Consider the following 23,926-nt stretch of genomic DNA (forward strand, 5'->3'; position numbering starts at 1 on the left):
ACCGGCACCACACCGCCGACTATTTACGGAAGTCACCTATCGTAGGATCGCCGAACATACCGTGTTGCGGCAATTTCGTCGGCAGCGGGCTGAGCATGTCTTTGTGGCCATTGCGTACACTGCAGTATTTGAACGGCCCCCTCGGATCGAACAACTTCGACATGTGTGGGTCCGCGTGATCGAGGAACCAGACACTCAGACCGGTCCGCCCGTCCAGCCGGTAATGCTCCCAGGCTCGCCAGAGCGCGTCCAGCCGCGCGACCGCTTCGGCGTGCTGCCACCATTCTGGGCACCACACCGTGTCGCTGAGATCGGTGACCTGCCGTCGATAGACCACACTGAGATAGTTCTCGACGAACTCCACCACGCTCGCGTGAATCATCGGCTGGTGCTGTTGTTCGGTCACAGTGGCCGAACCTCCTCGATCTGTCCGTAATCCGGTGGCGGTGTTATGGACTTACTCAGCGACGGAGCGCCGGACAAATCCGTAATCTCGGTCTTGCGTTGCGGATCATGATGCGAGATGGACTTCTTCACCTCGGCCGCGTATTCGCCCTCCCACCAAGGCACCGTGCGGATCAGCACCGGCGGCGCCCCGGAGGGGAAGAGGATGGCCCGGCCGCGCGGCAGAGTCGCCAGCCCGTTGACCGTGAACGTCTTCGCCGAACTCAGCGACCGCGAATACGTTTTGCTTCCACCCTTGGCTTCGGAGACCGACCGCGAGATCGTGTCGTATTCACCGATGGCGTCCGAACGTTCCTGCAGGAACTTGGTGTCGTCCACACCGCTGCCGAGCACCTTGATATTCGCCGCCGCCCACAGCGCGTTCATTCCGCTTTCTCCCCAGCACCGAGCGCCCTGCGCCCAGGACTGCAGCACCGTCATGACTACGATGCCGCGCGAACCGAAGTGGCTGTATTGCTTGGGCAGATCCTTCCAACGCACCACATTCGCCGCTTCGTCGAGCACTGCGAGCAACGGGATCGCCAATCGCCCACCGGCCGACTGCGAAGCCTTGCGCATCGCCACATCGATCACCGCCTCGGTGAGCGCACTCACCAGCGGGGCCGCCGACCCCCTGCCCTCCAACGACAGACTGTACAGGGTGCCATTGCGCTCCAGGAACTCCAGCTCGTCGAACTGTACGCGGTCACTACCCCTGGTTATCCACGGATGTACATTCGACAACTTCAGACAACGAATCATCTTCTTGGCCGTGCCGAAAATGCCGCTGCGCGTACGCGCATCGGCATTGTATTGCGAGGAAAGACCAGAAGCCGTGTAATGATGCCTTGCGGCGCGCAGGATCTCGATGGGTTCGGTGTCCTGTGGATTGGTCACCCACTCCCAGACCTGCACAATCGGCTTGCTGCCGTTGTGATCGCCGACAGCGGCGGCCAGGAACAGTCCGGCCAGCAGATCCTCGGCTTCCGGATCGAAGAACGCGTCGGTGGTGGTGTCGTTGCTATCGTCGCCGTCGGCGAAGTGCCCGGCCAGCCGAGCAGCGCGCATCTCGCACCCTTCGCGCTTGGCATCCACCCAGGACAACGGATCCCAGAACCAGGTCGGCTCTTCGCTCGCCACACCCTGCGGGTCGAAGACGAAAGTGGGGCTGCCCTTGGTCTCCCTGACGTCTCTGGTGGCGTCCACGACATCACGCTTGTTCGAGGTGGCCAGCACCGGCCCGATCGCGGTGAGGATCGCCGGGATCACCCGAGAGGTGGACTTCCCCTGCCGCGGACCCCAGATATCGAGGTGCAGATCCTCGTACGAACCGTAGAGCATCGCCCCATCGGACACCCCGATACCGATCGGCACACCCGGGATATCGTTGTAGCCGAGTTTCACTCCGAGCTGTTCGGCCTTCTCCCGGACGCCCGCCTCAGCGAGCATCGAGATCGCGCCGCCATAACCCATCACATCGGCCTTGTCGTCGACCGGCAGCCTGCCCGCGGCCCGTTGCCGCCGCAGTCGCCCACGGGCCACAAAATAGGCGAGCACGGTCAGGATCACCAGCACCAGGATCGCGGTAGCCGCACCTGGCCAGCGCAGCTGCCCATTCGCCAATTCAGCGGCGATAGCGATCGGGTTCAACGGGACATCTTGCTGCTCAGCGGAGAGCATATTACCCAGATGCAGAGTAAGCCAAAGGGTTCCGAAGAGCACGAAGCCGGCATAGATCAGGTACAAGCCGATATCGGGTGCCGGGACAGCCGGGTCCGTCACCTTTTTCTTCGCCATGTGTGTCTCCTCGGTCGGCCTTCGATAGGGAAGCGGTTGGTCAGCGGAACTCGTCGAGTCGCCAGCCATCGGGTGTGCGCACAACGGTGGCAATCACCGTCGTGGGTGGTAGCGACTCCCTGCGTCCGTTCGGATAGATGACGGTCTGCTCGATCCCGATCTTGAACTGCTGGATATTCGGGTCGGGTCGGTGCGGCGCTTGCTCGCCTGCCGCGAAGGTGAACGCCTCCACCCGCGCCCCCTCTTTTGCCCAATCCGCCCACTGCAGGCTCGGATTCGGTGTCCGCACTCCCGTCGGCGTCGCATCTGAAATCCGAAGCAGGTTGGGGCCGAGGAACTTCCGTGCCCGAGCCAAAGCCGCACCCTGGCTCTCGGTGGCGGGTTCCCAACTGTAGATCTCTCGGAGTGCCGCGACCGCAACACCATCGGGAAGCACCGGATCCGGTGCCGGGACATCCTCGAGCAACCGGGCCGAAGAGGTCACCGAGCGCGCCGCACCGGACTCGGCGTCCGGGTGGTCCGCTCGGCCGCAGGCCGCGCCGAGCATCGCGAAGCTCACCACCAGCACCACCACCAGTTTCGCACGCGCAATTGCGCTGTCCTTCCAGGCTAACCGCACAGCACCGTGGTGCGGCAGTCCCACGACAGGACCGAGTCCGAATACACTCACAGCACCCTCCGCACTCGCCCATCCCCTGGCACCGCCGCTTCCGCGACACCGCCGGCCGACCCGACAAGCGCGCCGGGACTGGACTGGATCATCCTGCCCTCCCCAAGATAGATGCCGACCTGGGCCGGGCCACGCACCCCGAACGAACTGAATACCAGATCACCCGGCCGAGCTCTGCTCATCCGTACTTCGACCCCTGCTTCCCATTGCTGTTCGGCTGTACGTGGTAGCGTCACCGATCCGGACGAGGCCGCGAATACCGCAGCCGAGGTGAGTCCTGGTCCGTCCAGACCACCGTCGCTGGGCCCCTGCGGCCCGCCGCCGCCCCACACGTATGGGGTGCCGAGCCATTCGTACGCGGCGGCAACGATCTGTTCTCCTGGCGAGCCCTCCCCCGGGATGAACCGGCCGAACGAGCCTGGCGCGCGGTATTGCGCTTCCAGCACCAAGATGTTCCGCACATACGGCTGGGTCTCGAGGTAATGCGCCGCGAGCTGGTTCGGCATGCCACCCGATGCCAACACCGCGCCTTCACCCGCGTTGTACGCGGCCAATGCCAGTGCGACGACATTGCCGTGCACCTTGCCCTCGGCCTGCCACCCCAGAATTTTGTGTGCGAGCGCGCACATGTACCGACCCTGGCCGATGATCGCGTCACCGGCGTCCCACACACTGGCCACACCATTACCATCGGCATCGATCACATAGGGCATGCCGTCATCCGGATTGATACTCGCCGCCGTCGACGGCAGAAACTGAGCCAGCCCCTGCGCACCAGCGGGCGAAATCGCATCACGCCGGAAACCGGATTCCTGTCTACCCTGCGCGGCCAGTAACGATGGCGTGATCTGCGGACAGATCGACCCCGCACGGCGATACCAGATCTCCAGTTCTCGTGGCACCTTGCCCGCGGCGAGCGCGCCACCCGCGGTACCGAAACCACGGCTGCACCTAGGGTCATTGGAATAGGCGTGCGCACCACCGACATCCGGGGTGGGAGCACCGTCCAACCACGGCACCGGATCGATCGGACGCCCTCCGGTGAACCGGCCGCCGGGAACGATCTCGAAATGCAAATGCGGCCCGCTGGATTCGCCCCCGGAGCCCACCACACCGATATGCTGACCCGCTGTCACTCGGTCGCCTGCCCGGACCAGCACCCCGGAGCTCCACATATGTCCGTAGACAGCCGAGTACGAACGGCCGTTGCTGTCCACCGAATCGATGACGATCCAGCTACCGAAACCCGATGCCGGCCCAGCAGCTACGACCCAACCGTCCGATACAGAGAAGATGGGAGTGCCGTCGGCTGCGGCCAGATCGATGCCCTTATGCGTGCCACCTCGCGAACCGAAGATGTCCGATATGCTGAAAGTACCTGCGGCCAGTGGCAAGGTCCGACGCAGCGGTCCCGCCTCCGCGACCAATGTGGGTGTCGCCATAGTGGTCGGATTATGCGGCGACGCATCGGGTTCGATCGCCTCGGGATCAGTGGCGGCCGCCGCGCGTGGATCATCGGACGAGTATCCGGTCGGTGGGGCGAACAACGTCGGCGAACCGAGTACCGAGCCGCCCACACACTCGTCGTCCACCGCGGGCATAACGATCACCAATACGATCGTCATAAGGCCCAGCACTACACCGAGCGCCGTCCACAGCGCCGATTTCCCGCTCATAGCCGACACTCTCCGATCGCGGGCTTGGCGCGACTCACCTTCGGTGCCGGGCTTCGTTGAGCGTATCGGCCAAGGTTCGATTCATCTCAGCAGCCGCCGCCAATTGCTGCTGGAGCTGTGCGACTTTACGCCGCAATGCGGTCGCGTCCATGCGCTCCAGACTGGGGCCTTCAGCCGCGCGTACCCAATTACGCACCGAATTCGTATGCACACCGATCTGTTCTGCGACCACCCGACACGCCTCCGATTCACTGCGTAGCTTGCCGGTGAGCGCAATGACCTGTGCCACCGCGGCCTGGCGCACTTCAGGGGAAACTCGACGGTAAGACCGATGCGGCATCATGCGGCGCTCCCCGGCGAATCCGTTTCTTGCGCTGCTGATCCGGTGAATTCGCTGAACCGCTGGTTGGTGTCGTGTATCCCGCTTTCCTTCTCCGACTGCGTGAACTCCATGTGGAACGGGATGCCGGGCCTGCGGTCTTCACCGATTTTGAGCAAGAATTTTCCGGTACCGGGCGGGGAGGGACGCTGTTGTCCCGGCTTGAGCGCTTCGCCGGTCAGCGCTTGCGGTGCGGACCACCCGGTCACCATCTCCGCTTCGGCCGAGGTGAACGGGACCGTACTGTCCAGTCGTCTGATCTCCTCGGCTGGAAGTGCGCCGAAGATCTTGGCGCGCGACCGTTCGAGAAAGCCCAACGCCTTGGCGATGGCGGCTTCCGACCCAAGCGCTTGAAGGTCTTTAATAGTGTGGCTGATCATGATCAGAGCGGTAGCGATGCCGCGCTGCAGCCGGGTGAGCTCGTCGACGCGATCGACCATGAAGTCGCCGAGGCCCAGCACCTGCCACAGCTCATCCATCACAACCTGGAAGTAGCGCTGTGTCCCGAGTTTCGCGTCGGCCAGCACATGTGCGGCCTCGACGGAAGCAAAACCATCGGCCCAACAGGCCAGCATAACCGCGGCCTTGAGCTTCTTGTCACCGGTCGGGATATGCGAGACATCCATGCACACGGCGACCGCGCTGGTATCGATCGCCACCGTGGTCTGTCCGTTGAAGACCGCGCCGAACGGCCCCTGAGTGAGCGCCCGTAAGGAGCGACGCAGCCCTTTGATAGCCTCCTGGTACTCGGTGGGGTTGTCGGCCCCCGCGTCCAACATCATTTCAGCACCGCCGCTGACGATCACGTCGAGCAGATCCTCCATGATCGGCGGCTTGTCCGGCGTATAGCCGCTTCCCGGCTGGTAGAGGATACGTAATGCGGTGGAGATCAGGGTCTCCTCATAATCCCGGACGCGGTCACCGCGCACCAGCTCGACCAGACCAGCAACCAGCGTCACCTGTCTGGCCCGCAAATCCTGCAGCACTTGAAGCCGCAGAGCCGGAAACTCTTCCAGCTGCGGAACTATCGCGCCGAGCACACCCGCGGCGAGCGGATTGAGCTTGCCATGACCGTATCCCAGGTCGATCACCTGGCCACCGACCAGCTCGACCAGCTTACGGTAGTCCGGTTTGACGTCAGCCAGAATCAACGGCGTGATCCCCTGCGCAATGCCGCCGAGCACGATCCTGCGCACCAGCGACGACTTGCCGAATCCGTTGAGACCGAGTACGAACAGGCTGGGCGCGGTGATAAAGCTACCGCGGAGAAACCAGTTCATCGGGTCGAAACACACCGGTGCCCCGGTGTGCAGATGCGATCCGAGCGGCGTACCGATCAATGGCGCGCCCGCGCCGACCGACCACGGCCACAGGCCTGCTACCTGGGCGGTGGTGGCGCGATATTCGACCGGCCGGCCCACCACGTTCATCCTTCCACCGCCGGGGCCGGCATAGCCCCGATCGGTGAGTTGCGCTGTACTGCGGTCGAATCCGTCTTCGACCAGCTGCTCGGCGCGGGCTGCGTAGTTCTGTCTGCGGATATCATCGGTGCGGACCCGGAATTGGGCCCACGCCGCCCGTAAACCACTACCCTCGCGGGCGAGGATCTCCAGTTCGGCACGAGCGGCGTCGTCGAGCAACGAAGGACCGGACTGCTTGCGGCCGCGCGCCTTCGACTTCGCACGGCGAGCTGTCTTGTCCCGGTCCGGAATGCCCACAGCACGGTCGGCCGTGTAGTCGACCTCGACAGATCGTCGGGCCACCTGGCCATTCCTGGCTGCGCTGCGTTCAGGTCGCCGGTCGCCGGGCTCGGTGATCATGTCGAGGGGCAGATCGGAGCCGCGCTCGTCGCGCACACCGTTCGACCGGCTCGCATCCGCTAGGGCGCGCCGCTCGGACGCCTCTGTGTCCGGCCGATCCTTGCCGCTCACCCGCGCCTGATTCCGCGCGGGGCGGCCGGTTTTCCCGAACCCGCGCCGCCGCGAGTTCTCGTCCCGGTCCCGTACGGATGGCTCGTAATTCCTTGCCATGAATCGCTCACCCCGCCAGTGCCTTCGGAATAGTGGCATGTTCCGGCAGAATCACCCCACACCCGAGCGAAGCCGCGAATGCGGCCGCCTGGTAGCGGTAACACCGCCGGATCTTCAACCGCGCCTGGGTGGACAGGTCGCGTGTAATGGCTTCGATGCGCGGCAGATCGCCGCGCAGTGGCTCGGTGATCGTCACCAGGACACCGAAGCGGGTCACACCGTGCCCCCTGGCCTGCTCCTCACGGGCCTGTTGGGTCGCCCCTACCCGTAGGGTCGCCGCTGCCGAAACGACTCCCCGCTCGCTCTGCTGCGCCACCAACGCGTTCTTGAAATCGTCATCGACGATTTCGGCGGCGTCGGCGGCCGAGTGCGGCCGATAGACGATCGCGATACGTTTACGCGGAACCTCGGGATTCGGCGCGAGCAAGCGCTGCAGTACTCGTTCGTCCACAGCGCCTTCCGGCGCCGCGTCCATCTCCCAGGTGACCGACCGGCCACCGTCGTGTATCAGGTGATCCCATTTCTCGTCATGCGACACCGGCCCCGCATCCGACCAATCCAGGCCGTGGCCCTCGGCTTCGCCTGCGGCGACTTCCAGATCGGCCTGTGAGGCGGGGTCGTAGCTGCGCCGGATGAACGCGATCACCTCGTCGGCCGACATCGGCTGTGCGCGCACGCCCGCCTCCTCCAGCGCCGCGCAGATGCCGGGCAGCCGACGGCCGATTTCGACGGCCTCCTCCGCCGGGTTCTTGCGCCGCTCGGCGGTCGTGGCCTTGAATGTGATCGCCACGCGCGGCAACAGCTGTACCCGCTCTTGTGGCAACTCGGTGGCCAGCTCGTACATCACTTGCTGGGCCAGCTCCGGCGCCTGCGGCTTTGTGATAGTAGCGACCTCGGTGAGCAGTCGGTTTCCGGTCTCGGGCACGGTGTCGATGACCGGAACGACAGCGACGATATCGCTGGTCTGGCCGACCGAGGCCAGGAAGGTCCCCCATGCCGACACCCACCGGTCGATCACCGGCTGGTCCACCGCCTCATGACCCTGCGGCCAGGCACGTAGCACCACAGTGTATTGAGCGAACTGCGGGAGATGGATCATGCCGAAGTTGTAGCCGCCCGCGTCGACGCCCTCGTAGAGCTTAGCGGGCGCGAGCAAGCCGGGCAGACGAGTAACGCCGCCCGGTACACGGGAGAATCGGCCGCCTCGGTACACGTGCTCGCCGCGACTGCGCGAGCGCATCCAATGGAACATCATCAATCCCGTCTCGTAACCCGAACGACCTCCGGTCCGCCATACCAGGGGAACCAGCACGGCGACGCCGGTGCCGCCGACGATCAAACCCGCTTGGAAGCCACCGACCATCGCGGCGATCAGCGCGGTGATCACAACCACGAAGCCGAGGACAGTCTCCTCCCAGCGCAAACCGAAAAGGCCCGCACTGCGCGGCTTCTGCCAGAGTCCGTACGAACGCCGCTCGTAGGTGTCGGTGAGTGTCATCGCGGAATGGTGCTCCTCCCGAGGTCGGGTGAGCGGTTGGCCCAGCGATCTCCCGCGACATCACCCATGGCTTGGTCGGCTCGGTTCAGCCCGCCGCTCGCGGCACGCGCCGCACCGAGCCGACCCGCTGCCCTGGCTGCTCCGGACGGTACTCCGGCCTCGCTCCCGGATTCGGAGGCGCGCGGAGCCGCGCCACCTTGCCCGCCACCACCACCCTGGGGTGGAGTCGGCCGTGGCATGCCGCCACCTCCCGGTCCGCCTGCGCCACCCGGCCTCGGACCGCTACCACTACCGCTCACATAACCGGCCGCACCTGGCGCGGCCGCGCCCTTGACGCCGACAGCCTTCGTACCTATAGCGCCGAGACCCGCTGCCGCGAGTAATGTCCCGCCGGTGGCAGTGAGGCCGGAACCACCGCTACCGACGATCGCGACGGCCGGGGTGACCAGTCGCATAAGCGCGGGCAGCACGAACGCCACACTGCACAGCAGCACGATCGCCACCAGCATGCGCTGGGCCTGCTCACCATCCGGCAAGCCCCCGGTCTCGGTGAGCGCGTCGACATGGCCCGCCGTGGTGAACGCGATCATATAGACGATCGCCGCCACCGGTTTCCACAGCATAAAGGCGATGATCCAGCCGATCAGTTTCTGATAGGACTGCTTGCCCACATTCATACCGGACGACGCCGCCGCTAGCGGCAGCACACCGGCCGCGATCACCAGCAGACCTTGACGAACGATGGCGAGCACGATCTGCGCCAGCGCGCCGAGTAGACCGACAATCGCGATGATCAAGACAAGCCCCGGTGAAAACGCTTGCAACTTGCTGGTTTTCACCATCAATTCGGCAAGGTCCTTGGCATTCCCATTGGTCGAATCGTTGATGATCCACTCAGCGAAACGATCCGAGGCCTGGGTGCCCGCCACGATAACCGCACCGAGCATCCAGGAGCTGAACACGACACGGGTGAACATGCGGAACGACTCCGTCGCTTCGTTCATGACCGCCCCGCGTCTGGCTTCGGCCAGTCGCGCGCCTGAAATGATGACCGACGCTATCAACAGCAAGATCTGTATCTGATAGGTGTAGTCGTTGATCTTGGTGAACAGCGAGCCCGAATCACTGGTCACCTCGTTGGGTACCTTCATCCAGAAGGTCAATGCGAGGATGAGAGCCTCGCCGAGGCCGCTCATCAATGAATCGACTACTTTACCGAACGTCGAATCCCACGCCTTGTCCCGCACCGCTGTCGCGGCTTGCCCTGGATGTGTGGCGGCATTACCCGCCTTGCACGCGGCGGATGCGGCATCACCCAGAGAAATACCCGGGATACCGATATTGTCGAGGGTGTCGTGGATCTCATTACACGTCTCGTCGAAGCCATAGGTCTGGCCGTAGGCTACGGTCGGCGTCGCGATCATCACCGTGAAGATGACCGCGAGTATCGTGACCAGCCGCCTCACCATGGTGTCCACCCCTCGATACTCCGCAGGGACTCGATCTGCATTCGCTGGTCGCCCGTCACCGCGGTGAGCTTCCGATCTCCGTCTCGCCACACGACCGCCGGGCGCATGCCCACCCACGTTGGTTGACCATCAACTGTTACTCGAGCCTTTCTCGCACACTGAACTTTCGCGAAATCATCTGTATAGCTTCCGATTCGGAACGTATCCGAGGCGAACGACAATGGCACGAGCTTATCCGGCAGCCGGTCGGGCATCGCACCTCCGACTCCCTCCACGATGGCCGATATATCGGCACAATGACCGAACATATCCAACACCGGGTTACCGCATGCCGCGGCTATGTCACCGAGCACTGCGCAAGCTCCCATCGGCATGAGGAACATACGATCGAATGTCCGTGTTGTCACCACTTCGTCCACCCCGTCAGCGACTCGAGATACTCCGTCTGCGGACTATTAGTTGTCGAAGGCTTCAGGCGCCAGTCACCCGCGTCCCACACCATGACCAAGCGCGTGGCCGCCCACAGCTGCCTGCCGTCCACCACGGGCCCCCTCGTGGCCAGGCGGATGATCGCGAGATCGTCGGCATAGTCGTCCACCTTGAACGCATCGGAAGCGACGAAGTAGCGGGTCACCTTCTCCGGCTGCTGTTGAGGCAGGCGGTCAGCGGCCAGTGCTCTGTCATACGCGGCGATCTGCTGGGCGGTCACCCGTACCTGGCGGACGTACAGATCGCGGTCGGCGGGACGGGCGTTGAGCCGATAGGTGATCTGCGCCGCGGCGAGCACCGCGCCTTGCGGGGTGTGAGAGTAACCGACGGCCAAGTCGTCCTCGATACGCGTCGGCCCGTCGGAGGTGGAGAACGGGACGGAGGCACCGTACACCCGCTGCCAGCCATACGGTTCGGTGGTACCCGCTGGCGCGGCAGTCAGCCAGTCCGGATCAGTCGGCTTGTGCTGTCGTGTCGGGTCCTGCGGAAGCGGTTGCCCGGCGGCATTGTTCGGTATGTCCACACGTCTGCCGAGGATGTCCACCTCGGGGCCGGCGAACCCGGTACCGCCGGAGCCGACGACGACCACGGGGGCATCGCGCACCTCTTCGTCCCCACGACCGATGTAGACCACGACACCGACGATCACGATGAGCGCCAATACGGCGGCGGAAGCGACGGCGCCGAAGGAGACGCGGTCGCGCGGATACGACTCCTTGTCACTCACGTCGACACCTCCGATGCCCGGATATCGCTCGATAATGTGCTGTACGGATCACTGTCGACCGGATTGTCGAGGCCCGCGGCGACGACAACTCCTGCCGCGGGCAGTGGAGACCTCGTCGCCCCGCGGCAGCGTGCGCTGCCCGCCCGTGCATAGAAATCATTACCCGCGTAATTCCCCGTCTCGCTTCGATGGCTCACTCGGGCAGGAATGCCAGAGCTATTCCCGACGCTGTACTCGCCACAACGGCACCCAAAAGACTCATCAGCACACCGTGCGAAGAGTCGTTCATGGCCAGATCACTGCGGAACGTCAGCCACAGCTTGCCCGCAGATACGATCATCCACGCCAGGCACACCAGCAGCACGAACCACAGCAGCCAGTTCAGCAACTGCATCAACGGGGCGATTACCTCGGCAGGCATCCGCTTATAGGCCAGCGGCTCGACCACCGGCACGCGCATGGTACTCATCGTGGGCATCAGGTGCCGATGACAGCGTTCATGATGGTGCCCGCGCTGGTGGCGACGATGCCACCGATCATCGCGCCCGCCACCATCTTCGGCGATTCCAGTCCACCGCCGGTCCATTTCTCCCACGCGAATTTCCCGCCCGCGTAGATAATGCCGCAGATTCCCGACAGCAGGACGAACCAGGTGAGATACCGCACCAATTGCAGAATCTTCTCCGAGCCCGGCGGCGCCTCTGGCTTCGGATTACCGACTTGCGCGAGTACGGTGCCGTACGTGTCCTGCACGGCGAGGAGAATCGTGCTCATCGGGTACCTTTCTCGAAGGGGGTGTGGTTGTGGCCGGTTCGCTACGGAAACTCATTGATTCGCCGGCCGCTCGAGATCCGGTGCCTGGCGGTCGAAATCAGCCTCCTGTAGCGCCGTCCGCACAGCCGCGATGATGTCGGCGCCGAGTTCCCGGACGTCGAGTGGTACTTCCCGCAGTGGATCGAGCTTGCGCTTCTTGGATGGCAGCGGACCACCGGGTGACCACACCGGCAGCTGCTCCGGTTCGACCAATGTCCACTCCTCGTACCATGGCACCTGCCACACCTGCCCGGCCAGCGAGCCGACCACGTCCCGGTAGCGCCGGATCTCCGGAGCCATCCGACCGGGACGCCCGGCGACGGTGACCAGGCCGACCACGTGAGAGGGACCGGCTAATCCCGAAAGATGTTGGCGGAGTAGGTCGTGCGCGCGAGATAAGCCCGAGATGGTCTCCCTCGCGACGAGAATGACAAACGGACTTTCGCGGTCGAATACGCCGGGCCAGCGGCGACCCGAATCCGCCGCGGGCGCGAGCACATGCGCGAGAGTACTGGTTCCCGCCCCGCCGTGCACACCGAGCAGCCACACCAGCGGAGCGCGACCGACGCCGGGCACGGGGCGATCCCAGATGGTGGCGCGGCGAGACTCCGGCGGTGCGATCACACCGGCGGGCGCGGGATCGGGCTGACGCGAAAAAATCATGGCGGCGGTCATGATGCCACCTCGGTGAGCAAGTGCTCGTACGCCCGGCGCGTCTCCTCGGCCAGCGCGGTGTGCCGCACGAGCTCGCCGCGAGCCAGATGCGGATCGTAGGGTATCTCCCTGATATCGCGGACCCAGCCGGACAGGTGCTCACGCAAATGGTCCGCTACCCGAGAATCCCCACCGGGATACTGGTGTGAGACCGCGATGGTCGTGTCACCGACGATGCCGTCAGCCTGTCCTTCCGCGGCACTGAACTGGTCATCGAGCCATTCCAATGTGACTCGCAGCCGGTTGGCCGCATCGTTGCGGGCTGGAATGGTAAGCACCAGAGCAACATCCGCGTCATCGAGCAAAGGAAGCAGTTGCCGGGCGGCAATCGGGTGCCCACCGTCGTAGACAGGGGTGTACCCGGCATCGCGCACCGCGCGAGCGACCGTGAGATAGGTCGCGCGCCTGCGCAATGGCGCGGCGTCGCGCCAGAGCAAGCCGATACCCGAAGTCGCGCGGGACAGGCATTCCTTCAATGGCGCAGGCTCGTCGTCACCACGCCCGTACAGCCAGGACTGCAGACTGATCGGGTGCAGATGCTCATCCGCACCGCGCAACGCCAGATCACTACCCGCAGACGTCGCGTCCACCGCTACTGTCGGCGTTCCGTCCGCCCCCAGTTCCCCCGCCAAACCGAGTGTCGTCGTGGTGGTGCCTGCGCCGCCACATCCGCCGACCACCAGAATCGAACGCCGCGCGCGATGATCAGCACCGGAATCATCGCCTTTGTCTCGCCGCAACCGCACCACCGGAGCCTTGAAGCGCGCCGACCGGCTCGATGATCCGCCATCTGTGAGCGTCTCGTCGAGCCAGCGGCTCCAATCCTCTCCCATCGACTCTGCTCTCCTCATCCCGCCGCGATACCCGTGATCAGAGTGCGGCCGTCGATCACCGCGGTGGTGACCGTCTGCTTGTTGTACGTAGCCGGCACACCGCCGGGCCGGTATTCGGTGACCTCCACCGAATACCGGTTGTCACTGATCGTCACGACCCGCACGCAATGCGTAGTCCCAGCGGGGACCTTGTCGATGCCGCGTTGAATGATCCAAGCGGGTGGAACGGCGGCGTCCTGCGCCACAGCCGCCCGCGCCTGCGTTCCGGAACGTTCGACGTAATACGCGTATTGGAACGACAACACTGCGTCCGGCCCCGAGCCCGTCCCGCCCGCTTCCGCGCTGCGCACGATCGCACCGTCATGCTCGGTCGGGCAGGCATCCTCGCCTACCCCGCGCGGATTTCCGCTCTGCTGCACACCACCCGCGGTGAGCTGTACCGACGAAGGCATGAGCAACTGCCGCGACCCGGCCACATGACCGGATGCCGAGCGCAACAAGACCAGAACGCACACCATGACCACTGTGAGCACCAGCACCGCAGCGATCACCGCGAGCAGCACCCTGGTCCGACGCTGGACGGGATGGGCGCCGCCGTCTCGATGCAGCGCCCGCGACACCATCGGATGCGGACCGATAGGCTCGTCGTGCTCGTCGACTGCCCACGGCAGCTTCCCGAGATCGGCGTGCGGTACGACATGGTCGTCCTCGGGGCCGGGCACGCGATCGGTCACCACCCAATCCGACCAGCCGCCACGGAATTCGCTGCGCTGCGCGGCCTGGCCCACCTGGGTGTCCACCGACCCCGGCCGTTCTGGCTCGTCGTCGTCGCGAACATGCTCCGGATGCCGGCCCGGTGCACCTGCTTGCGCGGCAAGAACAGAACCCGCCTGTATTCCTTGCTCATTCGGCCGCCGCTCATTCGGCCGACCCTCCTCTGCCGCGCCGTTCTCCGGTTCCATGGCGCCGTACCAACGGGAAAGTTGTTTGTACGACTTCAACATTCCCCCATTCCCGCAGAACTGGGCACGCAGTACCGCATCGTCGGACCCTCTCTGCGATCAATTCGTGGAGAACGGGTAGGTGTCGGGCATGCCGGATCGGCCGGTGGGCGGGATCGGTGTCACGCCGCCGGATGAGGCGCCATCGGCTCCTGTCCCCACCGGAAATTGTCCCGTACCGGGAGAACTCGACGTAGACGACGCGCCGAGGCCGTCATCGAAGAATCCGGCCAGGCGCCTCGCGAACACCCCAGATGCGACATTACCGTCGAAGGCAGCGGTCGCGCGAAGGATTCTGAACGCGGTATTCGTCGGATTCGCTGTCCGATTCACCGCTTCCCGATTCGGCGATTTCACCACGAACGACCGAACTACCGACGCGGCTACGGCGGATGCTGTCAGCATCCGCGAGGGTCGTGCCGTGCTACTCATCATAGCGATCCGCAATCAAGTCGCTCACCGTAACCACTAACGCCATGAAACGCAATAGACCGTAACAGATTCCAGCTATCGTCGCCGTATCAGCGAAAGACTTCCATGAAACACCGTTCAGTATGCGACATGCCATGGCTCCTTACCAGAGAGAATTCGGTAAGTTTCCAATAGCTCGCCCCGAGCAGCGGCCAGATGCCGATCATCGGGCACCACGGCTATGACAGACCAGTTGATCAGCGGCTACCACACAAGAAGAAGCCGAACCTGTCAAGCCGCCGAGGTGACGCGATAGACGTCGTAGACGCCCTCCACATTGCGCACCACATTCAGCAAGTGCCCCAGATGTTTCGGATCACCCATCTCGAAAGTGAACTTGCTGATCGCCACCCGATCACCGTGCGTGGCCACCGACGCGGACAATATGTTCACCTTCTCATCGGCCAGCACTTTGGTCACGTCGGACAACAACCTGGTGCGATCCAGTGCCTCGATCTGGATGGCCACCAGGAACACCGAGGACGGCGACGGCGCCCAGGAGATCTCGATGATCCGTTCGGCCTGCTCACGCAGCGAACCGGCGTTGGTGCAGTCCGTGCGGTGCACGCTCACCGCGCCACCTCGGGTCACGAAGCCCATGATCTCGTCACCGGGTACCGGGGTACAGCATTTGGCCAGTTTGGCAACCGTACCGGGAGCACCGGGGACCAACACCCCGGCATCACCGGTTACCCGCTGCCTACTCGGCGTCGTCGAAGGCGTGGAGCGCTCGGCGAGCTCGTTTTCCACGTCGCCGATACCGCCGAGCTGGGCCATCAATCGCTGCACCACATGGTGCGCGGAGACCTGATGCTCACCGACCGCGGTATAGAGCATAGAAATGTCGGTGTAGTGCAATTCCTGCGCGACCGCGCTCATCGCGTCGACGCTCATCAACCGCTGCAGAGGCAGCCCGACGCGGCGCACCTCTTTGGAAATCTGCTCTTTACCGTTTTCCAGAGCCTCTTCGCGCCGTTCTTTGGCGAACCACTGGCGAATCTTCGCCTTTGCTCGGGGGGACACCACGAAGTTCTGCCAATCGCGACTGGGCCCGGCATTCTGCGCCTTCGAGGTGAACACCTCGACGACTTCACCGTTCTCCAGCTGCCGCTCCAGCGCGACCAGTCGACCGTTCACCCTGGCACCGATGCAGCGATGGCCGACCTCGGTGTGTACGGCGTAGGCGAAGTCGACCGGTGTGGATTTCTGCGGCAAGGTGATCACATCACCTTTCGGCGTGAACACGAAAATCTCCGGCGACTTCAGATCGAAGCGCAGCGATTCCAGAAACTCCGTCGGGTCGGCGGCCTCGCGCTGCCAGTCCAGCAACTGGCGCATCCAGGCCATGTCATCGACCTCGGCGGTGTCATTGGAGTGCTTGCCTCGGGTCTCTTTGTAACGCCAGTGCGCCGCGATGCCGAACTCAGCGGTGCGGTGCATGTCCTGGGTACGGATCTGCACCTCCAGAGGCTTTCCGTCCGGCCCGACCACGGTGGTGTGCAGCGACTGGTAGACGCCGTAACGCGGCTGGGCGATGTAGTCCTTGAACCGACCCGCCATCGGCTGCCACAGCGAGTGCACTACACCGACAGCCGCATAACAGTCACGCACCTCGTCGCACAGGATGCGAATACCGACCAGATCGTGGATGTCGTCGAAATCCTTGCCCTTGACGATCATCTTCTGGTAAATCGACCAATAGTGCTTCGGGCGACCCTCGACGATCGCATTGATCCGCGAGGCGGCCAGCGTGTTGACGATCTCGGCCCGCACCTTCGCCAGGTAGGTGTCGCGGGAAGGCGCGCGATCAGCTACCAACCGGACGATCTCGTCGTATTTCTTCGGGTGCAGGATAGCGAAAGCGAGGTCCTCCAGCTCCCATTTCACTGTCGCCATACCGAGACGATGGGCAAGGGGCGCAATGACCTCCAACGTCTCCTTGGCCTTCTTGGCCTGCTTCTCCGGCGGGAGGAAACGCATGGTGCGCATATTGTGCAGCCGATCGGCCACCTTGATCACCAGTACGCGCGGATCGCGTGCCATAGCGATGATCATCTTGCGGATGGTCTCCGCCTCTGCGGCCGCACCCAGATTGACCTTGTCCAGTTTGGTTACGCCGTCGACCAGATGCGCGACCTCGGCGCCGAAGTCCTTGGTGAGCTGCTCGAGGCTGTAGCCGGTATCCTCCACGGTGTCGTGCAGTAACGCGGCCACGAGTGTGGTGGTGTCCATACCCAGCTCGGCCAAGATATTGGCCACGGCGAGCGGATGGGTGATGTAGGGGTCACCGGATTTGCGGAACTGATGCTTGTGCCGCTCGTCGGCCACATCGAACGCACGCTGCAACAGCGTCAGGTTGGCCTTCGGATACAACTCGCGGTGCACGGTGGCCAGCGGCTCCAATACCGGTTTGACCGCCGGGATGCCGCGCTGACCGGTCATCCGGCGAGCCAGTCGCGCACGCACTCGGCGCGAGGCCGAGGTCGGGACAGCCGAAGAGGTACCTGCCTGTCGTCCAGACGTCGTGTCTGCCCCCGTCGACGGCTGTGCCTGCCGCGCGGCATCGGTGGCGGCCGCACCATTGGTCTGCGGGCCCGATGTCGATTGCTCGACCTTCGCCTCGCCCAGATGTTGAGTCATGTCACCACCTCTCCGCGCCTCGATCGGACCACCCTATCCGACCGGCGCAACCTCCCGGACCACCAACTTTAGTCCGGGTGGGGCACATACGTCCGCTCAGCGGGCCATCGATACCCACCAGGGGCTCCCGAGGCCGGGCGGCGTTGGACATCGGGCGGAACTTCGGCCGGTGAGCCATCCAGGACCTACGCTGGATTCGTCCTGCTGCGATCCGGCCTGGCCAGTCGATGTAGAACGCGACACTACCCGGAGCTAGCACCGTGCGACGGCTGCCGGGTACGTATCGTTGCCGCTATGACGGTCATCCGATCGCTGCTCCTGTTCACGCTCGCCGCACTCGCCGAAATCGGCGGCGCTTGGCTGGTGTGGCAGGGCTGGCGCGAGCAACGTGGCCTCATCTGGATCGCCGCGGGTGTTCTCGCTCTCGGCGCCTACGGCTTCGTCGCCACCTTTCAACCGGACCCGAACTTCGGGCGTGTTCTCGCTGCCTACGGCGGTATCTTCGTCGCGGGCTCACTGGCATGGGGCATGCTTGTGGACAAGTTCCATCCTGACCGCTGGGACTACCTCGGCGCGACGATCTGCCTCATCGGTGTCGCCCTCATCATGTATGCGCCACGTCGCTGACCGGTGTGCCGTCGGCGTTCGTTCGGTCGATGAAACCGCCGCTCAGAAATAGACAAAGTGGTCATATCAGCTCCCAGAGGTTGCGGCGAACACACGGCGCGCGAGGACGGGCCGCTGGAGCGACTACCGCACAAGAGCAACGGCATGGCTCTCGATCAGCGAAGATAGGGAAATCCCGTACTAAGTACAATATTGGCAGAAGCGTCCGTAGCATTTCTGACCCGTGATATTTCGGATCATCAGGACCACAGTGTCAGGACCGACCCTGAACCACGTAGGAATTGCCTCGACATCCTACCCGGATGATCGGCTCCACGCGGGATCAGACCTGCACGATCGAGGTCAGCGGATAGTCCCCCTGCTTGGCGCGTCCTTCGAGGAAGGTGAGTTCCAACACCACTGCTACGGCAGCGATCTCCGTACCTGCCTGCTCGAACAGTTCGGCGGCGGCAGCGATGGTGCCGCCGGTGGCGAGCACATCATCCAACAGCAGAACACGACGACCCCGCAGCTCGATACCATCCGCGGGGATCTCCAATGCGGCGGTGCCGTATTCGAGTTCGAATTTCCGGCTTAGCACGGGAGGCGGGAGCTTGCCCGCCTTTCGAACGGCGAGCACCCCGGTGCCGAGAGTCGCGGCGACGCCAGCTCCGAGCAAGAAGCCCCTGGCATCGACTCCGGCCACCAGATCGGCGTCAGGTGCACACTCAGCCAAGGAATCGACCACGGCACGGAAGCCATCGGCATCGGCGAAAACCGGCGTCAGATCCGCGAAACGCACTCCAGGCACGGGGAAGTCGTCGTTCCAACGGGTCAACCGATCGACCGCCTCGGCGGCCTTGGCAGCTCGTTCCGCGACTGCGTCCGCGGATTCGATTGCCGCATGCTTACTCATCGACACATCTCCCTCATCACATCACCCACACCGTCTGTCACCGCTGCAGCACCCACCGGTCCATATTCCAGCCCGTCCCGGCCCGGCTGGGGGCGGGGATCCCGTTGTGCAGCCCTGCCCCGAAAGCGATTGTGCGGGGGGTGGCGAACAAGGGGATGCTCGGCAGCTGGGTCCACAGCATATTCTCTGCCTCAGTGAGCAGAGTCAGCTGTGTAGCCGAGTCGTCATCGACCGCGAGCTGATTGGTGATCGCATCGTACCGGCGATTATCGAATCGCCCGGCATTGAGTCCACTACCGGTGCGCAACGCGCTGATCGCGACTACCGCACCGACCGAGCCCGCTGGGCCCGACGCCGAGGCAGTGCTCCCCAGAATCGCGTCCACTGTGCCTTCGGTGAGTTGAGCAGGAGCGAAATCGGGCGAGCCGGCATCCACTACGGAGATACCCACCGGCCGACAGGCATCGGCGATCATCGCGACGGTCCGCGCACGACGGTTGTCCGGAGCCAGGTAGCCGATGCGAACCGTCGGACTCGACACGCCGGAGGCGGCAACCGCCCTGGCCGCATTTGTCGCGTCATCACCGGAGTACTTTTTCGCCGCACCGATAACCGCCGGGTACAGCAACGAATCCTGCTGGACGATATGCGCGTTCAGCGGGCCGGAGCCCAGTCCGGTCTTCGGCGCATCCGGTACCTTGCCGAGTTCGTCGAACAATGCCTGACGCGGCAGACACAACGCGAATGCCTGGCGCGCCTCGCGCGTAGCGAACACCCCGCTGGTCGACAACACCAGCTGCTCGACACCCCGTCCGGGTTGGGTATGCACAGAAAAACCTTTCAGATCCAGGTTTTTCACCGAATCCGCACCGATATCGACCACATTGACAGCATTTTCCTCGACTCTCTGTCGCACATCGGAAGTCTTGGGCCACACTACGATACGTCCGGTTTCCGGCTTGTTGCCCCACCAGCGGCTATTGGCGACCAACACCAACCCGTCTTCCTTACTGAAAGACTCGATGCGGTAAGGCCCCGAAGAAGGGAACCGGGACAAATCCATCCTGCCGTCGGCCGGGATGGTCCAACCGGTGTTCCAGAACTCCGCGAGTCTGCGGATGGCGTCGAGATCACGGGCCCGCACTGCCGATACCACGTCGGGCACATTCGCCACCTGAGCCGCGATATGCGCGGGCATCAACTCCCCCGCGGCGAATAGGGTACGCCAGGCGAAATAGTTCCGGCCCGGACGGAACACCACCATGGCGTCCCGCGAGCCGGGCTGACAGTCGATGCGCTCGATATCCTCGTAGCCAACAGTGCTCGCGGCATCGAAAAGCGGAGTAGGCCCGTGGTCACTGGGCTCGGTGAACTGCCCGCTGCGGGCGGCCCACGCCAAAACCAAGTCATCGCAGGAGGTCGGCACTCCGTCGGAGTACACACCAGCGGGATTGAGCCGGTACTGGATGGTCTGCGATTCGCCGGGTACTTCCTTGGCGGTGCCCAGATCGGTGTCGGCGATCTGCTGGCCGTCCGGACCCGTATAGAAGAATCCGGTGAGCACCCGGGAGAACACTGCAGCAGATCCGGAAACAGCCCCGAGCGTACTACCACCGTTGTAGGTGGTGATGGTGGCGTCAGTCGCATAGCCGATGGACGGCACCTGGCTCTTACTGGAGCAACCGACCACCAGCCCGGCGGTCGAGATCGCCGCGACAAACGCTCCGATCAGTCGTATCACCGTACGTGGCTGTCGCATATAACCCCCTGTTTCGTGGTCAGTGCCGCCTCTTGTGTCGTTTTCCGCTCGGTCGCACACCCGGCCGTGGTGCCCGCACCATCTGCTGCCTGTCCGGCACAGTACCGAGGTCCGGCCTCACCGCCTTCGCCCCACGCTCAGCCGCGCCGGCCCGCTTGGCCATAACCTTCTTGGTATGCGCCGCCACGGGCCCCCAGCGCTCTTTGATCGACACCAGCAACGGGGTCGCGAAGAAGATCGAGGAGTACGTACCGACCAGCAGACCGACCAGCTGAACCAGTGCCAAGTCCTTGAGAGTGCCGACACCCAACATCCAAACTGCGATCACCATCAGGCCGAGGATCGGCAGGATACCGATCAACGAGGTGTTGATCGAGCGCATGAACGTCTGGTTCACTGCGAGATTGGCCTGCTCACCATAGGTGCGTCGAGTCAGATGCAGAATACCTCGAGTGTTCTCCTCCACCTTGTCGAATACCACGACCGTGTCATAGAGCGAGAAGCCGAGGATGGTCAACATACCGATCACCGTCGCCGGGCTGACCTCGAAGCCGACCATAGAGTACACACCCGCGGTAACGGTGAGGTCGAAGCCGAGCGCGGCGAGCGCGGCGATGGCCATATGTGATTCGAAACGGATGGCTATGTAGAGCGCTACGAGCGCGAGGAACACCGCGAGCGCGAGGAGCGCTTTATCGGTGACCTGACCACCCCAGGTCTCACTGACATCGGAGGTACTGATCGCGTTCGAGCTCGGGTTGCCGTTGCCGTCCTTCGGCTGGAACGCGGCGAACAGCGCGGTACTGAGCGCCTCCACCTGCTTCTGGTCCAGTGCTTCCGACCGGATCAGGATGGTGGACGAGCCGCCGGTGCCGACGGTCTGCACCGAAACCGGATCGGTGCCGATAGCACCTCGGTAGACATCCTCGACCTTGCTGACTGTCGCATCCCCGGTCGGGAACTGAACGCGCGTGCCGCCTTCGAAGTCGATGCCGAAATCGAAACCGCGCACGAGCATGCTACCCAGTGCGGCCAGTACGATCACGGCAGTGATGCCGTACCACATCCGGCGTTTGCCGATGACGTTCACGGCGCCGGTACCGGTGTAGAGGCGATTGAGGAACCCGTGCCGGACCGGTTGTGGTTCGGCGCTCGATGTGGCGCTGTCGTCCGGGGCCACCTTGTCTAGCGAGGTGGTGTAGCTGTTGGTCATCGCGTCTTCATGCCTTCCCGAGGGCAGCTTCGGCCGCCTTCCGCTCGCGGGCGATCTGCTGGATCGCACCGAGGCCGTTCACCGCCGGCTTGGACCAGAACTCCGTCCGAGAGGCGAGTAGCACCAGCGGTGAGGTCACCAGGAACACCACGACGACATCGAGGATGGTGGTGAGACCGAGGGTGAACGCGAAGCCTTTCACCTGGCCGACAGCCAAGTTATAGAGCACGGCCGCAGCAATGAAACTGACCGCATTGCCGGACAGGATAGTGCGACGGGCGCGCTGCCAACCGCGCGGCACGGAGGACCGGAAGCTGCGGCCTTCCCTCATCTCGTCTTTGATGCGTTCGAAGAACACCACGAACGAGTCGGCGGTCATGCCGATGCCGATGATCAGGCCTGCGATGCCCGCGAGGTCGAGAGTGAAGCCGATCCAACGCCCGAGCAGCACTATGATGCCATAGACTGCGACTCCGGAGGCCACCAGGGACAGACCGGTGATGAACCCGAGCATGCGGTAATAGGCCAGGCAGTAGAGCAGCACCACCGCCAGGCCTATCGCACCGGCGAGCAGACCCGCGCGCAGCGAAGCCAGGCCGAGAGTCGCCGACACTGTCTCCGCCTCGGAGGTCTCGAACGACAGCGGCAGCGAGCCGTACTTCAGGGTGTTCGCCAGCTCCTTCGCCGACGCCGTATTGAAGTTGCCCGTGATGCGGGTGCTCCCGCCGTACTGCGGGCCGCTCTCCACGACCGGTGCACTGACTACCTGGGAGTCGAGCACGAAGGCGACCTGCTTGCCGATGTACTCACCAGTGAGCGTTGCCCAGGCACTGCTGCCGCCGGACTTGAACTCCAGATAGACCTCATGCCTAGCCTGCTGCTGGTCCCAGCCCGAACTGGCATCCTTGATCTCTTGGCCATCGATGCGGCTCTTGTCCAGCAGAAAGACCTGGGTGCCGTCGGTCGAGCAGGTCACCAGCGGAAGATTCGGATCGTCGTTGCCTGCGAGCGGATCAGGTTTTCTACAGTCCAGTGCGGCCATCGCGGCCCGCTGCACCGCCGGATCCGTGCTCTGCCTCGTCGCTTTGGCCGCCTGGATCTCCTTGGCCGCTTCCTCGGTGGGCGTCAAGTTCGGTTCAGCCGACGGCTGGGCCGGTGCTTGCGCGGGGAATACCCGCTGCTGTGGGGCAGGTGTGGCCTGCGGGGTCTCCGGCTGCACGGCGGGCGTGGGCTCTGCGGCCGGTCCCGGCTCCGCGGCGGGCGGCGGCTGCGGTGCGGGCGGCGGCTGCGGTGCGGTGCCGCCGCTCGCGGTAGGCATGCTCTGCAACACCGGGCGGATGTACATCTTCGCTGTCGTCGCCAGTGCACGGGCCTGCTGCCCGTCTTCACCGGGCACGGTGATCACCAGGTTGCTGCCGTCGATGACGACCTCGGAGCCGGATACTCCGAGTCCATTGACCCGGTTCTCGATGATGTCCTGCGCCTTCTGCAGGCTGTCCCGGCTCGGCGCGCTGCCGTCCGGTGTGCGCGGGGACAGCGTGACCCGGGTACCACCCTGCAGGTCGATGCCGAGTTTGGGGGTCGGCAATTTGTCACCGGCGAAGAACACCAGCGCGTAGACCACGGCCACGAGCGCGGTGTAGACACCGAGCAGCCGCAGCGGATGCGCCGATCCCTGAGAAGGTGGCACAGTACTTCATCTCCTAGACGGGAAAACGAATGAGGAACAGGCGGGCGTGCCCCACCAGCGCCAGGCGCGCGGACGGATGACCGTCGCTGCG

General features: G+C 64.1%; 22 protein-coding genes. 2 read left to right on the plus strand and 20 right to left on the minus strand.

Annotated features, from left to right (window positions below):
- Positions 1–19: 19 nt before the first annotated feature.
- The 15 genes from ACX4ZE_RS09995 to ACX4ZE_RS10065 form a co-directional block, all read right to left on the minus strand.
- The gene (locus ACX4ZE_RS09995; protein ID WP_480273068.1) at positions 20–406 is read right to left on the minus strand and encodes a DUF4913 domain-containing protein; all 387 of its coding nucleotides are present in this window, start codon (positions 404–406) and stop codon (positions 20–22) included.
- Complete coding sequence (locus ACX4ZE_RS10000; protein WP_480273069.1) at positions 403–2,241, minus strand: type IV secretory system conjugative DNA transfer family protein; 1,839 nt, start codon at positions 2,239–2,241, stop codon at positions 403–405. Before ACX4ZE_RS10000 ends, ACX4ZE_RS09995 begins: the two co-directional genes overlap by 4 nt.
- A 40-nt stretch (positions 2,242–2,281) precedes the next feature.
- Positions 2,282–2,911, minus strand: a complete 630-nt coding sequence (locus ACX4ZE_RS10005) for a hypothetical protein (RefSeq protein ID WP_480273070.1) — start codon at positions 2,909–2,911, stop codon at positions 2,282–2,284.
- Entirely contained in the window at positions 2,908–4,587 is a 1,680-nt protein-coding gene (locus ACX4ZE_RS10010) for a peptidoglycan DD-metalloendopeptidase family protein (RefSeq protein ID WP_480273071.1), read from the minus strand. Before ACX4ZE_RS10010 ends, ACX4ZE_RS10005 begins: the two co-directional genes overlap by 4 nt.
- Positions 4,588–4,621: 34 nt before the next feature.
- Positions 4,622–4,930 (minus strand): transposase, encoded by a 309-nt coding sequence (locus ACX4ZE_RS10015; protein WP_480273072.1) that lies wholly within the window; start codon positions 4,928–4,930, stop codon positions 4,622–4,624.
- Entirely contained in the window at positions 4,927–6,996 is a 2,070-nt protein-coding gene (locus tag ACX4ZE_RS10020; protein ID WP_480273073.1) for a hypothetical protein, read from the minus strand. Before ACX4ZE_RS10020 ends, ACX4ZE_RS10015 begins: the two co-directional genes overlap by 4 nt.
- Positions 6,997–7,003: 7 nt before the next feature.
- Positions 7,004–8,494: an SCO6880 family protein gene (locus tag ACX4ZE_RS10025; protein WP_480273074.1), complete on the minus strand. Its 1,491-nt coding sequence runs from the start codon at positions 8,492–8,494 to the stop codon at positions 7,004–7,006.
- Complete coding sequence (locus ACX4ZE_RS10030; RefSeq protein WP_480273075.1) at positions 8,491–9,963, minus strand: hypothetical protein; 1,473 nt, start codon at positions 9,961–9,963, stop codon at positions 8,491–8,493. The genes ACX4ZE_RS10025 and ACX4ZE_RS10030 overlap by 4 nt, the downstream gene beginning before the upstream one ends.
- A complete protein-coding gene (locus ACX4ZE_RS10035) occupies positions 9,957–10,346 on the minus strand; it encodes a DUF8175 domain-containg protein (RefSeq protein WP_480273183.1) in 390 nt (129 codons plus the stop codon). Before ACX4ZE_RS10035 ends, ACX4ZE_RS10030 begins: the two co-directional genes overlap by 7 nt.
- 20 nt (positions 10,347–10,366) lie before the next feature.
- Positions 10,367–11,179 carry a DUF8175 domain-containg protein gene (locus ACX4ZE_RS10040; RefSeq protein WP_480273076.1) on the minus strand — a complete coding sequence of 271 codons (813 nt, stop codon included), beginning with the start codon at positions 11,177–11,179 and terminating at the stop codon, positions 10,367–10,369.
- A gap of 193 nt (positions 11,180–11,372) precedes the next feature.
- The gene (locus ACX4ZE_RS10045; RefSeq protein ID WP_480273077.1) at positions 11,373–11,648 is read right to left on the minus strand and encodes a hypothetical protein; all 276 of its coding nucleotides are present in this window, start codon (positions 11,646–11,648) and stop codon (positions 11,373–11,375) included.
- 8 nt (positions 11,649–11,656) lie between these two features.
- Entirely contained in the window at positions 11,657–11,953 is a 297-nt protein-coding gene (locus ACX4ZE_RS10050) for a hypothetical protein (RefSeq protein WP_480273078.1), read from the minus strand.
- A 51-nt stretch (positions 11,954–12,004) separates the two neighbouring features.
- On the minus strand, positions 12,005–12,667 hold the full coding sequence (locus ACX4ZE_RS10055) for a DUF6668 family protein (RefSeq protein WP_480273079.1): 663 nt from the start codon (positions 12,665–12,667) through the stop codon (positions 12,005–12,007).
- Positions 12,664–13,539 (minus strand): MinD/ParA family ATP-binding protein, encoded by an 876-nt coding sequence (locus ACX4ZE_RS10060; RefSeq protein ID WP_480273080.1) that lies wholly within the window; start codon positions 13,537–13,539, stop codon positions 12,664–12,666. Before ACX4ZE_RS10060 ends, ACX4ZE_RS10055 begins: the two co-directional genes overlap by 4 nt.
- A gap of 14 nt (positions 13,540–13,553) precedes the next feature.
- Positions 13,554–14,543, minus strand: coding sequence for a DUF8176 domain-containing protein (locus ACX4ZE_RS10065; RefSeq protein ID WP_480273081.1), 990 nt, complete (start codon positions 14,541–14,543; stop codon positions 13,554–13,556).
- An 88-nt stretch (positions 14,544–14,631) separates the two neighbouring features.
- Here ACX4ZE_RS10065 and ACX4ZE_RS10070 point away from each other — a divergent pair, with 88 nt between their 5' ends.
- Entirely contained in the window at positions 14,632–15,012 is a 381-nt protein-coding gene (locus tag ACX4ZE_RS10070; protein WP_480273082.1) for a hypothetical protein, read from the plus strand.
- A 230-nt stretch (positions 15,013–15,242) separates the two neighbouring features.
- On the opposite strand, the gene ACX4ZE_RS10075 is transcribed toward ACX4ZE_RS10070, so the two are convergent.
- Complete coding sequence (locus ACX4ZE_RS10075; RefSeq protein WP_480273083.1) at positions 15,243–17,651, minus strand: RelA/SpoT family protein; 2,409 nt, start codon at positions 17,649–17,651, stop codon at positions 15,243–15,245.
- A 294-nt stretch (positions 17,652–17,945) separates the two neighbouring features.
- On the opposite strand from ACX4ZE_RS10075, the gene ACX4ZE_RS10080 reads away from it, so the two are divergent.
- The gene (locus tag ACX4ZE_RS10080; protein WP_480273084.1) at positions 17,946–18,278 is read left to right on the plus strand and encodes a YnfA family protein; all 333 of its coding nucleotides are present in this window, start codon (positions 17,946–17,948) and stop codon (positions 18,276–18,278) included.
- A 322-nt stretch (positions 18,279–18,600) separates the two neighbouring features.
- Here the strand turns inward: ACX4ZE_RS10080 and ACX4ZE_RS10085 are convergent, their stop codons facing one another.
- The 4 genes from ACX4ZE_RS10085 to secD are packed head-to-tail and all read right to left on the minus strand — an operon-like array spanning position 18,601 to position 23,835.
- Complete coding sequence (locus tag ACX4ZE_RS10085) at positions 18,601–19,173, minus strand: adenine phosphoribosyltransferase (RefSeq protein ID WP_480273085.1); 573 nt, start codon at positions 19,171–19,173, stop codon at positions 18,601–18,603.
- A gap of 37 nt (positions 19,174–19,210) precedes the next feature.
- Positions 19,211–20,932, minus strand: a complete 1,722-nt coding sequence (locus ACX4ZE_RS10090; protein WP_480273086.1) for an ABC transporter substrate-binding protein — start codon at positions 20,930–20,932, stop codon at positions 19,211–19,213.
- Positions 20,933–20,951: 19 nt separating this feature from the next.
- A complete protein-coding gene (gene secF, locus ACX4ZE_RS10095; protein ID WP_480273087.1) occupies positions 20,952–22,145 on the minus strand; it encodes a protein translocase subunit SecF in 1,194 nt (397 codons plus the stop codon).
- Positions 22,146–22,152: 7 nt separating this feature from the next.
- Positions 22,153–23,835 carry a protein translocase subunit SecD gene (secD, locus tag ACX4ZE_RS10100; RefSeq protein ID WP_480273088.1) on the minus strand — a complete coding sequence of 561 codons (1,683 nt, stop codon included), beginning with the start codon at positions 23,833–23,835 and terminating at the stop codon, positions 22,153–22,155.
- Between the last annotated feature and the right edge of the window lie 91 nt (positions 23,836–23,926).

Source organism: Nocardia sp. TBRC8007, from assembly GCF_056629435.1.